This is a genomic window from Gluconacetobacter diazotrophicus PA1 5 (assembly GCF_000067045.1).
In the GTDB taxonomy this organism is placed as follows: Bacteria; Pseudomonadota; Alphaproteobacteria; order Acetobacterales; family Acetobacteraceae; genus Gluconacetobacter; species Gluconacetobacter diazotrophicus.
Map to the genome: position 1 here is coordinate 2943951 of NC_010125.1, position 13998 is coordinate 2957948.

At 62.8% G+C, this 13998-nt stretch carries 20 protein-coding genes; 4 read left to right on the forward strand and 16 right to left on the reverse strand.

What is annotated here, in order from left to right; genetic code table 11:
- Positions 1-71 precede the first annotated feature (71 nt).
- The 4 genes from GDI_RS13490 to GDI_RS13505 form a co-directional block, all read right to left on the reverse strand.
- Positions 72-908 carry an IS5-like element ISGdi1 family transposase gene (locus GDI_RS13490; RefSeq protein ID WP_012222260.1) on the reverse strand — a complete coding sequence of 279 codons (837 nt, stop codon included), beginning with the start codon at positions 906-908 and terminating at the stop codon, positions 72-74.
- Between the two features lie 293 nt (positions 909-1201).
- On the reverse strand, positions 1202-1735 hold the full coding sequence (locus tag GDI_RS19280; protein WP_456303738.1) for a VOC family protein: 534 nt from the start codon (positions 1733-1735) through the stop codon (positions 1202-1204).
- A complete protein-coding gene (locus tag GDI_RS13500) occupies positions 1686-2384 on the reverse strand; it encodes an HAD family hydrolase (RefSeq protein WP_012227037.1) in 699 nt (232 codons plus the stop codon). The genes GDI_RS19280 and GDI_RS13500 overlap by 50 nt, the downstream gene beginning before the upstream one ends.
- A 23-nt stretch (positions 2385-2407) precedes the next feature.
- Positions 2408-2983, reverse strand: a complete 576-nt coding sequence (locus GDI_RS13505) for a DJ-1/PfpI family protein (RefSeq protein ID WP_012227038.1) — start codon at positions 2981-2983, stop codon at positions 2408-2410.
- On the opposite strand from GDI_RS13505, the gene GDI_RS13510 reads away from it, so the two are divergent.
- Both GDI_RS13510 and GDI_RS13520 read left to right on the forward strand, forming a co-directional pair.
- Positions 2976-3512: a hypothetical protein gene (locus GDI_RS13510; protein WP_157871055.1), complete on the forward strand. Its 537-nt coding sequence runs from the start codon at positions 2976-2978 to the stop codon at positions 3510-3512. The genes GDI_RS13505 and GDI_RS13510 overlap by 8 nt on opposite strands.
- A 44-nt stretch (positions 3513-3556) precedes the next feature.
- A protein-coding gene (locus tag GDI_RS13520; RefSeq protein ID WP_157864127.1) for an IS3-like element ISGdi11 family transposase occupies positions 3557-4674 on the forward strand; the annotation gives its coding sequence in 2 pieces (ribosomal slippage) (positions 3557-3809 and positions 3809-4674; 1119 coding nt in all).
- Here GDI_RS13520 and GDI_RS19835 read toward each other — a convergent pair.
- The 10 genes from GDI_RS19835 to GDI_RS13565 all read right to left on the reverse strand — a co-directional run bounded on the left by GDI_RS19835 (position 4660) and on the right by GDI_RS13565 (position 12055).
- Positions 4660-4962: a cupin domain-containing protein gene (locus GDI_RS19835; protein ID WP_157871056.1), complete on the reverse strand. Its 303-nt coding sequence runs from the start codon at positions 4960-4962 to the stop codon at positions 4660-4662. The two genes, GDI_RS13520 and GDI_RS19835, sit on opposite strands and share 15 nt — an antisense overlap.
- A gap of 270 nt (positions 4963-5232) precedes the next feature.
- The gene (locus GDI_RS13525) at positions 5233-6966 is read right to left on the reverse strand and encodes a relaxase/mobilization nuclease domain-containing protein (protein WP_012227052.1); all 1734 of its coding nucleotides are present in this window, start codon (positions 6964-6966) and stop codon (positions 5233-5235) included.
- A 247-nt stretch (positions 6967-7213) separates the two neighbouring features.
- Complete coding sequence (locus GDI_RS13530; protein ID WP_081482895.1) at positions 7214-7876, reverse strand: lytic transglycosylase domain-containing protein; 663 nt, start codon at positions 7874-7876, stop codon at positions 7214-7216.
- Positions 7876-8472: a hypothetical protein gene (locus tag GDI_RS13535; RefSeq protein WP_012227056.1), complete on the reverse strand. Its 597-nt coding sequence runs from the start codon at positions 8470-8472 to the stop codon at positions 7876-7878. The genes GDI_RS13530 and GDI_RS13535 overlap by 1 nt, the downstream gene beginning before the upstream one ends.
- Positions 8469-8810 carry a DUF736 domain-containing protein gene (locus tag GDI_RS13540; protein ID WP_012227067.1) on the reverse strand — a complete coding sequence of 114 codons (342 nt, stop codon included), beginning with the start codon at positions 8808-8810 and terminating at the stop codon, positions 8469-8471. Before GDI_RS13540 ends, GDI_RS13535 begins: the two co-directional genes overlap by 4 nt.
- Before the next feature lie 54 nt (positions 8811-8864).
- Positions 8865-9494, reverse strand: coding sequence for a S26 family signal peptidase (locus GDI_RS13545; protein WP_012227068.1), 630 nt, complete (start codon positions 9492-9494; stop codon positions 8865-8867).
- Positions 9491-9967 (reverse strand): DUF2840 domain-containing protein, encoded by a 477-nt coding sequence (locus GDI_RS13550; RefSeq protein WP_012227069.1) that lies wholly within the window; start codon positions 9965-9967, stop codon positions 9491-9493. The genes GDI_RS13545 and GDI_RS13550 overlap by 4 nt, the downstream gene beginning before the upstream one ends.
- Positions 9964-10707 (reverse strand): DNA-methyltransferase, encoded by a 744-nt coding sequence (locus GDI_RS13555; protein ID WP_012227070.1) that lies wholly within the window; start codon positions 10705-10707, stop codon positions 9964-9966. The genes GDI_RS13550 and GDI_RS13555 overlap by 4 nt, the downstream gene beginning before the upstream one ends.
- A 239-nt stretch (positions 10708-10946) precedes the next feature.
- The gene (locus GDI_RS13560) at positions 10947-11795 is read right to left on the reverse strand and encodes a replication initiator protein A (RefSeq protein ID WP_012227071.1); all 849 of its coding nucleotides are present in this window, start codon (positions 11793-11795) and stop codon (positions 10947-10949) included.
- The gene (locus GDI_RS13565) at positions 11792-12055 is read right to left on the reverse strand and encodes a helix-turn-helix transcriptional regulator (protein ID WP_041249478.1); all 264 of its coding nucleotides are present in this window, start codon (positions 12053-12055) and stop codon (positions 11792-11794) included. Before GDI_RS13565 ends, GDI_RS13560 begins: the two co-directional genes overlap by 4 nt.
- A gap of 239 nt (positions 12056-12294) precedes the next feature.
- Here GDI_RS13565 and GDI_RS13570 point away from each other — a divergent pair, with 239 nt between their 5' ends.
- Entirely contained in the window at positions 12295-12510 is a 216-nt protein-coding gene (locus GDI_RS13570) for a hypothetical protein (protein WP_157871057.1), read from the forward strand.
- 12 nt (positions 12511-12522) lie between these two features.
- On the forward strand, positions 12523-13152 hold the full coding sequence (locus GDI_RS13575; protein ID WP_041249480.1) for a hypothetical protein: 630 nt from the start codon (positions 12523-12525) through the stop codon (positions 13150-13152).
- A 25-nt stretch (positions 13153-13177) separates the two neighbouring features.
- Here GDI_RS13575 and GDI_RS13580 read toward each other — a convergent pair whose 3' ends face one another.
- Both GDI_RS13580 and GDI_RS20655 read right to left on the reverse strand, forming a co-directional pair.
- Positions 13178-13828, reverse strand: a complete 651-nt coding sequence (locus GDI_RS13580; RefSeq protein WP_231854129.1) for a DUF2285 domain-containing protein — start codon at positions 13826-13828, stop codon at positions 13178-13180.
- Complete coding sequence (locus tag GDI_RS20655; protein WP_220792450.1) at positions 13743-13997, reverse strand: transcriptional regulator domain-containing protein; 255 nt, start codon at positions 13995-13997, stop codon at positions 13743-13745. Before GDI_RS20655 ends, GDI_RS13580 begins: the two co-directional genes overlap by 86 nt.
- Position 13998 lies beyond the last annotated feature (1 nt).

Below are 13998 nucleotides of genomic sequence, written 5' to 3' on the forward strand. Positions count from 1 at the left end.
TGGCCGCACGTATCCGATAATCGCGCGCACCGAGAAATTCTCCGAGTCTGAGAGCCCGATCCGAAAGTTCTTCAACCGTGACAATGCCTTGCTGTCCGTCGTGTGAGCATTCGGATCGAGGCGATCAATGTCCATGCGGTTGAGGAAGCAATGGATTGTTCCCAGTCTTTGGCGAGCCGCCTGCACCGTCCCAGCCATGCGAATGTCCGTTCAACCACCCAGCGGCGCGGCAGGATCTGAAAGCCCTTCGCCGTATCGGACCGCCTGATGATTTCAAGGGTCCATTTTCCCATGGAGGCGAGCGCGGATCGCAATTTGTCGCCAGCATAGCCGCCATCAGCGAAGATGTGGCGCAGCCAGGGAAAGCGCCTGCGTATCGCTGCCAGGACATCAACAGCCCCATCACGGTCCTGGATGTCGGCGGCATGAACGAGGAGAAAGATCAGGAAGCCGCAGGTATCCGTCACAATATGGCGCTTGCGGCCCTTGACCTTCTTCCCCGCGTCATAGCCCGAAAGCCCGCCACTTTCCGTGGTTTTCACCGACTGGCTGTCAATCACGCCCGCGCTCGGAGAGGCTTCACGCCCCTCGATCTCGCGCAGGCTCATGACCAGCACCGTATTCATGACTTCGAACACTCCGGCACCACGCCAGGCGTAAAAATAGCGCCTGACGGTCGAGACCGGCGGAAAGCATTTCGGCAGCAGGCGCCACGCACACCCGGCCGAGGCTATGTAGAGCATCGCGTTGACCACCTCGCGCATATCCGTAGTGCGGGGGCGACCGCCCCGTTTCGCCGGGGGTACAAATGGCATGATCAAAGCCCACTCCCCGTCCGTCATATCCGATGGATATCGCAACCCTTCCCGGCTATGTTCACGTCGGGCAATACCAGTCCATGTCACCATTCACTCCATCTCTTCGCAAAGACGGATGAATCACAACAGGCTGGTATTGTTCAAAAACTTTCGGATCGGGCTCTAACATCGGACTCCATGATCAGGAGTTCTCCCCTAAGACCCGTAAACATCCCTATGCCATATACGGGCCCATCATCAAGAACTTCTCCTAGAGGAACCTCGTGGTCCAAACTATTGCTTCCGATCTCTCGAAGGCTTCCAATCAGACATACCCCGCTTTTGAGACGGGTTATATTTACCGTATTCATGAATCACACCTCCCTTTACAGACTGGTCACAGGTCACCAGGTTCCAGAATTCGGCATCGACTGCCAAGGTTCGGCAGGCGGCAACGGTGCGCCAGCCTGAAGCAACTCGATGGAAATTCCATCCGGCGATCTCACGAACGCCATCTTGCCGTCACGGGGTGGACGTCGGATTTCGACGTCATGATCGACCAGGCGCTGGCATTGGGCGTAAATGTCCGGGACCTCAAGGGCGATGTGACCGAAATTACGACCGCCGGTGTATATCTCCTGGTTCCAGTTATGGGTCAGTTCGACCAATGGGGCGTGTTTATCAGCAGCCTCGGCATCTCCGGGCGCCGCGAGGAATATGAGCGTAAACTTCCCGGTCGCGTTCTCGGTACGCCTTACCTCCTTGAGGCCGAGCGCGCCGCAATAAAAGGCCAGTGAGTCCTCAATGTCGGACACTCGCACCATGGTATGAAGGAAACGCATCTCGCACACTCCTTGTGCCGGCTGATTGGTGAGAGAAATGAGGCTTTCAGAGAGTGGCGATTGGAACACTCTCGCGCCTGGCTCGGACAACGTCATCCTCCGAGTGGTGACCCCAGCTCGCCCAAATACCCCTCGCACCGAGTTCTATCGCCTCGCATACGTTTGCGAGATTATCGTCGATGAACACCAGTTCCTCGCTCCGTTCACGAGCCTCCGACAGAAGTTCAGTAAGAACTTCTCTTTTCGACGTGAGGCGCCCGAAGACATCTGTCTCCGCCATGTGGATGCCTTGATTGCGTAGGATATCGATAATAGAACGCGCATCCTTCCCCGATACAATCTTGATATTGCCACCTGACGACGCAATTATGCCGACAACCTGAGGAAAGGTGCGATGGAGCCTGAGCCAATAGGATTCACAGGCATCCCGGATCGCTGTTCTGGTAGCCACGAACTGGGCGCGAAACTCTTCTCGTTCTTCTTCCGAGATGGACGCGTATTTTTCTTCGAAAGCAGACGGGTCATCGATAATCTGCGTATTTCCAGCGAAGGCAACGAGGAAGTGCCCGTCGTGCCGCACGAATCGCCTAAGCCTCAAAAATTCCTCTCGAAATGGCGGTGGAACGGAGTCCAAGCCCAAGGGCGAGAACGTATCGATCCCGAGGCCATGGTGAGCAATCCAGGAAACAAGAAGACACTCGTCGACACCGTCGGCTATTACACCGTCAAAATCGAATGCAAGCATGACCTGAACTCCATTCCGCCTGATCAGACTTTTATCGGGGACGACAAGATTTCACCTTTCTTCCACCTGTCGACCGCAGAAAAGGTCTCCCTCATGAACTTGCCGCAGGCGGCATAGTAGGAGCAGGTGATGACGTTGCCGTCGACAATGACGTCGGCGTCGACGACGTTCGCACCCGAGTTGACCATGTCGTCTTTCAGACCGACATAGGCGCAAGCAAGCTTGTCGCGCATGATACCGGCCGAGATCATGATCCAAGGACCATGACAGAGACCTGCGACGACCTTTCCCGCGTCATACATCGATTTTACGAAAGACTTGACGCGCGCGTCCTGCCTTACCCGGTCGGGAGCTTCGTGGCCGCCTGTCAGGATGACTGCATCGAAATGTTCGACAACCAGGTCGTCGAACGAGATGTTATCGAGCGACCTCTTGTCCATGGGCACCGTAATGCCGTACTTGCCGGTGACCGGCGCACCGTCTTTGGTCGCGATGCGTACGTCGTCGCCCTCTTCGATGGTACGATAGTATGTATAGACGATATCATGATCCTGAAATCCAGGCCCAGTGATGATAACGAACTTACGACCATTGGACATTGATATTCTCCATTTTATCTATGATGTTTGGTTGGCAGCCTTCACCCTGATGACGAATTCAGGACGGGAATATGGCCAAGTACGTATGTTTCCGGCGGACTTGAGCGCGTCCGTTGGAATTCATGAGACGAATGCGGCCATCAACGTGATGGCGCAGATCCAGGGAGATGACAGATATCGGATCTTCGAGCAGAGGGGCGTAAATTCCCTCGAAAAGCTGAAATCGGAACTTGCGCTCCGTATCCTGTCGTCGCATGAACCGTCCCGGACCGAGCTGCTCCATCGGCTCGATGCCGGTTTCAGCGTCGTCGTCTCCCTCATACGGAGCAAGTTTTCGGCCATAGGGATCCGAGATACGCAGCAGGTCGAATTTATTGCGCGGATTCTCGACCTCCACGAGATGGAGTGCGGTACCGCGATCTGCCGCCGTCTGATGAAATACTCCACGAGGAATGTAGACGTGCGACCCAGGGGTCACATAGTGAACCGCCCCATCGATGAACGTTGTGGTACTGACCTTGCCCCCTGAAATGCCCTCGCATTGAAGTAAGGTCTGTCCACTGGAGACAGACGATGAAGAAAGCGCGATTTACGCAGGACCAGATTATCGGGGTCCTGAAAGAGCATCAGGCGGGCGCTACGGCTGCGGATCTGTGCCGCAAGCACGGGATCAGTGACGCGACCTTCTACACCTGGCGGTCGAAATACGGCGGGATGGAGGTGTCGGAAGCGCGGCGCCTCAAGGCTCTTGAAGAAGAGAACGCGAAGCTGAAGCGGCTTCTGGCGGAGAGCGTGATGGACGTCTCGACGCTGAAGGAACTACTGGCAAAAAACTCGTGACGCCCGGTTTGCGGCGGGAAGCCGTGACCTGGGCGATCCGGGAGAAAGAGTATTCGCAGCGACGGGCCTGCCGGCTGATCGGCATGGACCCGAAGACCTGGCGCTATGCGTCACGCCGCCCGGATGATGCCGCAGCGCGCGGGCGGCTGCGCGAACTGGCTGGGGAGCGACGGCGATTTGGCTACCGGCGACTGCATATCCTGCTCGGCCGGGAAGGAATGACGATGAACCACAAGAAGCTGTTCCGGCTGTATCGCGAAGAGGGGCTGTCGGTCCGCAAGCGTGGCGGCCGGAAACGGGCGCTGGGCACGCGCTCGCCGATGATGCTGCCCGACGGGCCGAACCAGCGCTGGAGCCTGGATTTCGTCTCGGATGCATTGAACAACGGACGGCGCTTCCGGGTGCTGACGGTGGTCGACGACTACACGCGCGAATGTCTGGCGCTGGTGGCGGACACCTCGTTATCAGGCGAACGCCTCGGTCGTGAACTCGACCGGATCGGCGAGCATCGCGGCTGGCCGCTGATGATCGTTAGCGACAATGGCACCGAGATGACATCGAACGCGATCCTGGCCTGGCAGCAGAAGCGATCGGTGCTGTGGCACTATATCGCACCGGGCAAGCCGCAGCAGAACGGGTTCGTCGAGAGCTTCAACGGCCGGTTCCGCGACGAATGCCTCAATGAGCATCTGTTCCGTAACATCGCCCACGCTCGGACGGTCATCGAGGACTGGCGGGCCGACTACAACGCCGTCAGGCCTCACACCAGCCTCAATGGCATGACGCCAGAGGCTTTCGCTCAACACGCCACCAAGGCATACAACAATACACAGACCCTAACTCAAAACTGAGGGCACGTTCGGGGCAGGGTCAGTACCTGTCCCGCCGAGACACAGAAGGACCGTATCCTTGTGCAAATGGCAATGCATCGACGTCGTCTGGGCCGGATCAATTCGCAATTTCCACACGTCGTACATGGAGTCGCAATAGACGCGATATTCGTGCCCCCATGGCTTTTTGATGAAGTCGTTAAGATAGATATCCTCATCAAATTTCTCGTTGCCATTGAGCTGGCGTTCGAGGGTATAGCGGATTGCGTACATGTCTTGCGAGCAAGGTGCTTTGACGACTTGATGCATAACGTCCTCCGGACCCGCCCAAAGCGGCTTTACTACGGGAAGCGTCGATATCGCGCATATAAACCATACCGTGTGGTATTGTATTTCCGTAATAAGTTTTTCTTCGGTCGGACATCATTTTTTTGAGGAGCAGATTTGATCGGGGGCGCTCAACCGAAAAGTTTCCGTCCAGCCATCCATGTCGTCGCGTTTTCTCAACGGTGCAGAAACTCAACGCGATCGCCGAGGGAAAACGCCGCCGCAGTCTTCATTCTGTGGACGCGTCACGTATTACATCGCGACGCCCGTATCGCGACTGCGTGAAAATTCCCACGCGATGGTCCCACTTTCCCGCGTTATTCCGGAGACCGCCTTTCCGATCTGCTTTTCAATTGGGGGCGTCCACGGCACAAGCTGAAACCCCAACCCGTTGTCGATCATCGCGTATCGTCCCGATGCAAGCGTGATACGCTTACTATAGACACCGGCCACGTTGTCACCCGGCGCAACGGGATCGAACGGCCTGCCCTCGTGCCGCGCGAGCTTCTCCCCGGCAGCACTCACCTCCCACTCCCGCAGCGTAGACAGCAAACCGCGCTCGAACCTGACACGCTCCCCTTCCCGTTGTGCGAGTCCTTCCCGCACAAGATGATCCGCACGCCGGTGCATCGCATCACGCACCTCCGCCCCGAAGCCACCACCCAGTTCAGGCGGTTCCTTCGCCACGGCCTCTCGGTCCAGCCATGTGGCTCCCTGTGCCTCTATCTGCTGTTCCAAGGTGAAGTCCGACCGCACCGCCAGCGCGACCCGACTTCGACCCTTCGCGTCCTCGAACCGGCGCAGCTCGACGATCGCTCCCATCGGTGCGTCGGTGGCCGCTTCCAGGCTGGGGAGATGGACATGGTGCGTACGCCCATCGATCCCGTCCACCACCGCGAATGCCGTGCCCTTCAACTCGTCATCCAACCCGCGCCCAACCAGCTTACCGATAACGGGATGCTCCGTTGCCTCGCTTGCCAGCACCCAGAACGCTTGCGGCCGTTCCACCCCCTGCTCGGCAAGACCACGATGGATCCGCTTGATGATGTCGTTGCGCTGCCCCATCTCGCGCAATGTCGCCTCGGCGTGCTCCTCCAGCGTCCAGCGGCCCGGCTCGATCTGCCGCGCCAGCCCGAGCCCTTCCAAACGACGGAGACGGCCGACCTTGAGCACCTCGAACGTGTCGGGCCGCCGATCTGATGAGGGGCGCATGTCAATGAGTCGATGTTCGCCCGCATCGCGCTGTATCTGCCGATCGAGCTGCGTCCAGCGATCAGCCTCGACCTGACGCTCGACGGCGCGCCGGATCTCAACATCGTTGCGTATCCCAAGTTCGCGGGTCACGAGTTCCTGGGCACGACCCCGCATGCCTTCGCGGATGTAATCGCGCGCGATCACCAGGTCCTCGCCGTCCTGGGCCTTGCCACGCACGATGATATGGATGTGGGGATGCTCAGTGTTCCAGTGGTCGACAGCCGCCCAGTCGAGCTTCGTGCCGAGATCGTGCTCCGCCTGCATCATGAGATCACGCGTGAAGCGTTTCAGGTCCTGCATCTCCACGGCATCGTCCGGCGAGACGATGAACCGGAAATGGTGACGATCATCGGCGCAACGCTCGGCGAAGGCTTTGGGATCGACCTCGTCCTGCTCCGGGCCGAACAGCTTCGCCTTTTCGCCATCCTGCGTGACACCCTCGCGGCGCAGATACCGCAGGTGGGGAGTCAGCGGTGCGGTGCGCGGTCCATGCTTGACCACGCGCGCCTTGATCACCACCCCACGCGAGCGGCTGGTAAGGAAACGGTTGGCCTGCGCGCTCGCAACACGGCCGCGCCCGAAGGTGGAACGGCCGCCGCCCTGCCTCCCCCATCCCATGCCGCCGGCCCGCTGAGTGGCCGCCAGCACCTGGGCAATGAAGGGCCGTGCCCGCTGGGCGGCGGGCGAGCGGATGCGACCCGGTCGAACCCGGAAATCATCGTCTTTTGTCATGGATATCCCCGCGAGGTGCGCAAAATGGCGGGAAACCGCCAGAAACGGAGAGAAGCGGGCCTCAGAGCGGCGCGCACCTCGCAGAGGGGGCCAGAAATCCGCAGAAATCCGCCACAACACCACCCCCGACCGTGCCGCACCTCGCGGCTTTTATCCTGCCTATACGCCACCCCCTCCCCCAACGTCCTCCTGCACCCATCCAAAACTGAACCAGGGGGAGAGGCGTAGATCGAGACCATGAAAGCGTTCATGGTTCGTGCCTCCATCCGGTCGGAACGAAAAGTCCCGCGGGCGGAGCCGGGACCAGACTGTCGCCGGCCATGGCCACACCGCTCGTTGCAGCCTGCGCGGGACCGACGAACAGGTTCTCGGCAGATGTGCGAGCGACCGAATGGGCGTCCGGCGACTGACGGAGAACGGTCGGAGCGGCGTCGTCCCCCATCCGCCCCACGACCGCAGCCACATAGGCCCGCGTCTCGTCGGGCAGCGGTCTGCCGGTCGCCAGATGCTCGTCATAGCGTCCAGGACCCGCGTTATACGCGGCCAGAAACCCGACATCGCCATAACGATCGTGCAGCCAGCGCAGATAGGCGGCGCCGGCGACGATGTTGTCATGCGGGTCGAACGGATCGGCGCCGAGACTGAGGGCATGGCGCAGGTCACGCCACGTGCCGGGCATGATCTGCATCAGCCCCATGGCGCCCGCCGACGATATGGCCTGCCGATCACCGGCGCTCTCGATGCGCAGCACGGCGTGTATCCATGACGGCGGGATAGCAGCCTGACGGGCCGCCTCCCGTACCAGTGCGTCGAGATCCTGTGCATGGACCGGAACCGGCGAGAGCGCCAGCGCGAGCCCGAACCGGGCAACCGTCAGGGCGCCCGATCGACAGAAAACCGGTCTCGACATCACAAATCCTCCGGCATGAGCATGTCCAGCGGTGGATCATCCGGGTGACATTTCGGCGGCGAGAGGGAGAGCTGTGGCAGGACGAACTTACGTCGCCACGACTCCCATGCCCGGGTCACGGCTCCGGTGCCGGGGTAGAGATCGTCAAGCGCGTCGTCGGGTCGGGCGCCCAGCAACTCGAACGCCCAGTGGCACACCGCCTCGGGCTTCGCTCCGGTCAGTCCCCGACGCATGGTGATGCTCTCCAAAATCCAGTCCCGCATCACCTGGCGACGGCTGACGACAGGACGCCGCGCCGCCTTGATGATGACCGGCTCCCACGCATAGGCGACCGGAACATTGCGCCTGAAGGCGGCGAAGCCCTTGACCCAGACCATCCAGCGCGCTCCGGTGTCCATGACGAGTGGGGCCAGCGTAGCGATCGACGCCGGCGTGGCGGCGGCATGCAGCACCCAGCCGTCATAGGTCGCGTCGAGATGTCGGACGAGTGCCGCGTGATCGACCTCGCCCGCGTAGTCCGGCTGTCCGCGATAGAGATGGGCGCAGTTCACGTAGGGCGGGTCGGCATAGCCGAGCCGGAGACGGACGCGCGTCATTCACGGCCTCCCTGACGCTTGGTGGCGCGCGTCCAGACGAGGTTCCAGACACGGCCGCCGCGGCCAGCCTGGAACAGGGTGGCGCGGATCGGCAGGGTAAGCGACGGATCATCCAGCAGCACCGAGACATATTCGCCGGCGCGCTCTCCGGTGCGGGTCCAGCCTGCCCCGATCTCCGGTGTCTCGGCATTGTCACCGAGATGGATCCGATAATCGGGCGCGTGCTCCGCGTCCGCATTCTCGGCACGCACGAAGGTCAGTTCCGCGTCGAGGGCGAGTGTGCTCAGGCGGCCGGCAAAGCCGTTTGCCGTGCGCGTGAAGACACCGATCTGGGTCATGGGTTGAGAGCTTTCGTGTCAGAGATTGTGAAAAGGTCTGGCGACGTCACGACGTCACTCGCGCCGCGGCTCGGGCGGCCGCTGAACCGCAGGACGCACCATCGTGGTGGGGGGCCGTGGTCGCAGGTCCGGCAGATCCGGAAGCGCTGCGAAATGCGGGGGTGGCGGCTCGGCGTCGCCCTTTCGCAGGTAGACCGGAGTGGCGCGACCGATCACGGTGTCGGCCGAGAGGACACCGAAATAGCGTCCGTCGAGACTGGCCGGGACCGCCGGGTTCATGACGAAGACCTGCCCCGACGCGAGATGATGGCATCCCCGCCACGCCGGTAGCGGACGTCCCCGATGGTCGACGGCTTTGGCCTCTCCGACCACCTTTCCGTCGATGGTGACACGCAGGCCGACACGACAGACGGCCTGACCGGCGAGTGCTGCGACCGGCTTGAGCAGCGGCACGCCGAAGGGCAGATAGCCGCGCGTCGCCAGCAGCGTCGCGTCGCGTTCGGGCAGATGCAGCGCCACGATGTCGCCGACGCGCAGAGCAGCCGTCGGTGTCACACGGTACAGCCCGATCTGCACACTAGCGGTCGCGTTCCACACCCAGTGCGGCGTGGGCGAGATACCGGTCGTCGCCAGGGTCGTGAGCGCTGCGAAATAGGTGGTGAAGAACCAGCCGCGGCGGGTCATGACGTGGCCCTCCGCCAGAGCCACGCCTCATGGCGGGCGCGGCCATAAGGCGGCACGGACCGGTTGGCCCGCAGACGCGCGTCGAGATCGCGCCAGTAGTCCGGGCAGACGGCGCGGGGATCGAGCCCCTGCCGTTCGATGCGGGTGATCGTGTCGAGCACCGCGCGGACCGGGCCGTCGCCGGTCTGACGCAGCAGCCGGTCGGCGGCCCCCGTGATCCAGGGCAGGACGGCCTCTGGCCGGTGGGAGGGCAAGGCGCGGATGATATCGAGCGATACGGTGACGGCACCAGTGTCACTGGAGACCCAGCGCATCAGGGCGAACACGTCGCCCGGCGCGAAGCTGACGCGACGGCGGTAGCGGTCGATCGCGACGCTGGTCTCGGGGGTGCCGAAGCGCAGCCACTGTTCGATGCGGGTCTCGATCCAGACCAGATCGAGCTGCGCGCCGACGAGGGAGCGAAGATCGTTCATGACGGTTCTCCGACGGGAAAGGGAAGGATGGCGGCGAGGCGATCGCGGGCGCGCCGGGCCATGTCCGGGTCGATCTCGCAGCCGACATAGCGGCGGCCGGCCAGCCGGCAGGCGACGCCGGCCGCGCCGGACCCGGCGAACCAGTCACCGACGAGGCCGTCAGGCGGGCAGCTCACGCGCACCAGCAGGTCGAGCAGCGGCACCGGTTTTTCGGTGGGGTGGATGGCGCGGCCATGGACGTTGCGGAAACGCTGCACGGAGCGGGCGAGCCGCGGGCCGCCGTCGAGGCTGCGATAGATGCCGGCCGCAATGGCGCCGGTGTGCGGCGGGCGGCGCTTGCGGCGCACCGTCCGCGCCCGGGCGTCGTCCGTGGTCGCCACGACGTTGTAGATGTCCTGCCAGCGGGCGGTCGCGGGATAGAACTGCACGATCAACTCATGGACGCGCCGGAAGCGGTCAGCGTGAAACACGCTGCCGTTCTGCTTCTCCCAGACGATCTCCTGCGCGTGCCGCAGCCGGGCGGCCCGGAAGTCCACCTCGGTCGCCATGAAACTGCGCAGGGAGCCGAACACCGACAGCGAACCGGACGGCGTCAGGGCTTGTGCTGCCAGCGGCAGCCAGCCCTCGACGCGCCGATCCCACGACAGAGAGGTCTCGCCGTAGGGCGGGTCGGCGAGGATCAGGTCATACGGCCCCTGCGCCGGCATGAGGTCGCGGCAGTCGCCGCAGAGCAGCGTCATGACCGTGTCCCGGGGCCGGTCGGGAGAATGACCGGCCTGTCTGATGGGAACCCCAAGGCGGCGAAGCCGATGAACCAACGCGACGCCGTGAAGTCACGTGCCACCGTGTCATGGCGAACAACGGGGATGTCATTTTCGAGGGCAGCGTCGTGCGCACGCTCGCGCGCGGTCTGCCAGTACAGAGAGAGTCTTTTTAGAATCTTTAGAAGAGGCGGATTTTTCGTCATCATATCAATCCGTTAAAGGGACCAATTCACGGCGATAGGCGTGCTTTTCGCGGTCGATAGGCGTGCCGGCCCGACTTCCCCACATCCTGCCCACAGATTATCAACAGAGTTATCCACAGGACTTGCGGGGAGCCAGGCTGTCTCCGGACGGAAATGGAGGCGGACGCGGGCGTCCCGGCCTTCCAGCGTCAGGCGGTAGCCGGGCAGTGACTGGCGCCGGACGATCCGCGCGACAGCGGCCGGGAAGTCCCGAACCGACGGCGCGATCCCGGTCTTGCGACGGAGGTGGGCAAGATCGAACGACCAGCCGCCGGGCTGCCGGCCGGCATGGCGTCGGGCGAGCAGGTAGAGCCGCCGTTCCAGGCCGCCCTTCAGCGCGAAATAGCGGGGATCCAGAGCCAGGACCGCGCGTGGCGCCAGAGCGGCGTCCCGCAGCCAGTCGGCGATCCGCAGTTCGATTACCCCGCCACGATGCGACCACTCGGACAGCCAGGTGAACGAGACAGCGCGCGACGATGCAGTTCCGGGCGTGATCGTGACGCGCGTAGTGGCGAGCCGGTCCAGTGCCGCCGGGAGGCGTTCGTACTGACCGCCCGACGCGGTGCGTCCGAGAAAGGCCAGCAGGGCGTGGCGGGTTTCCCGGAAACGGCCGGGCGGGAGATCGTTGCGATATCGTGTTGCCTTGAGAGCCGATATTGCCCAGATCAGGATATCGGCGTCCCAGATGGTGGCGTTGGTATGCTCGGACGTGACGCGAACCGCCAGGTCGCCCAGCGTAAAGACTACCGCCGTCGAAGCCGGTCGCTTGGCGAGGCCAAAAAACGGCCCCGACATGAGGAGACGTGGAAGGCAGGGGGTCATTTTATCCCCCTCTGCCGGCGGCTGACCGCGCTGCGCATGCGGATGTAGTTTTCCGAACGCAGCGAGTTGCAGCGCGCGTTCTCCACCCACTCGCGGAGGTCCTGAACGCTGTAGGTGATCCGGCCGCCGAGGGCGTAGAAAACGGGACCGCAGCCCAGACCGCGATAGCGTTCCATTGTGCGGGGCGAGATGCCGAGCCAATGCGCCGCCTGGGGCGTGCGCAGATGCTTGGCCGGTCGCGTTCGAGATTGTCGGGCCATCCACTCTCTCCGATGGCGCGGCGCATGGCGCCGCAATTCGGAGCTGGACCATGCCGTCTCGATGCCGTTGGGGTGGTGGACGAAGACGCACCCTGTCCCAAGGAATCATCCACCCCCGGCGACGGCTTTCGTGCTATGGAATGTGGGTCCGGATCGGTGGACGATGCGGCGCCGTGCCACCCCGATCCGATTGAAATGGCGCGCCGGACGGCCTAGATTACAGGGTGTTGGAGGATTTCATGCAGACAGTGACCGGTCGCATCCTGAGGATTCAGCCCAACGGCTTCGGAGTCGTGCGTCTGGACAATGGGACCGAGGCGTTCTTCGACCGGTTCGGCGTGCTGGCCAGCACGGTGCGGCGCGTCGGGCGCCTGCGGGAGGGCGCCCACATCCGCGCCGAGCCGGAAAAAGAGACCAATGGCGTCATCAAGCTGACGCGGGTGTCACCGGCCTGACCGTCGGAAGACATGCTCGGTCTCTCGCCGGACCAGCCGGCCACCGCCACGGCGGTCGACTGGGAAGCCCCGGTCCATGTTCGCAATCTGGGCAAGATTCCCGACGTCACGTGTCTCGAGCCAGGCGATCTCGTGCTGTGTGAGCCCGTCGGCGCCGATCGCGTCGCCTCGGCGATCCAGGCGGTCCAGAGACGGAGTTTCTCGCCGATCCACGCCCGCTGGACCCATGTGGCGATCATTTTCGACAAGGAGCGCTGGATCGAGGCGCTAACCCGCGCGGTCAGTTGCGGCAGCGTGTTCGACCGCTGCCACAACCACCATCTGCGCTTTCGCAGGGCGACGGGATTGCCACTCGATGTCCGGACCGCGGTGGCCCTTCAGGCCATGACCTATTTGCGCGCGCGCTACACATTGGGACAGGCCGGTTTTCTCGGGTTGAAGGCGTTTCTTCCAAATGTCGTGCGATCGCAGTTCCGACCGCATCAGAAAGCGATCATCTGTTCGCAGCTCTTCGCGGATGCCTTTGCCGAAAAGACCGGCGGACCGGCAGCACCACCGCATATCGCCGATATCATGCCCGCGCATCTGAGCCGTTCTGAAGTATTCGAGGACATTCCTGTTTCATGGCGCCGGCTGATCTGAACGGTGGGCAACGCCGGACGGTCCTTTATGCCGAGATGGAGGCGGTCTCGGGATTTCGGGGAATGCCGTGCCGCAGGAGCGCGAGATAACCGCCCGCGACAAGATGCTCGCCGAGCTTCATCTGACGCTCGGCGGTGCCGCGCTGGTCGCAATCCTTCCATAACGCGCCACGCATCGTGTACACGCCCGGGTCCGACACCCCGGCGATCATTCGCGTCGTCGCACCAGCCTTCCGGGCCGTGACCGCGCGGAGAGCCAGTGCGAGGCGGTCGATCCGATAACGCGTCGGTCGCAGCGCGTGCGGAAGCGGGCCGCCGGGACGGCCTGTCCAGCGCCGCAGGAAGCGCCGCACGTGATGCAACCGGACCATACAGGCTTCATCAAGGGGAATGACGATCGCCGGGCGCCGCTCGGCGCCCTCCCCGATCCAGAAACGGAGCGGACCATGCTCATCGTCCACCACCAGATGAAGCCCGTCGGCGAGCGTCTCAGCGTTCAGCCGCGACGCGAATGACGCCATCCGGAACGGCACCACGCTCTGATAGGAGAGCGGCGCCGGGACGATCGCGATGACGGCGGCAAAGACTTCCTCAGCCCACAGACCCGGCAGTGTCCAGCTGGGGATCGCCGGGTCTACAGGGAAATCGCAACCCCCAGGGTCGCGCAAAAGTGGCAAGGCGTTCGCGTCGACTTTGGACAGGTGCGGAGATATCCGCCATCGCGGCTCGGTAACCGGTTTGATAGGCGTCGTTCAGACACAGGAACTCCTGTGCCAGAGCCGGCAGGTCCAGGCCGCGGGCAATGTCGAGAAAGCGCGGCGAATTCCAGTCGGGACGTTCCGCCATC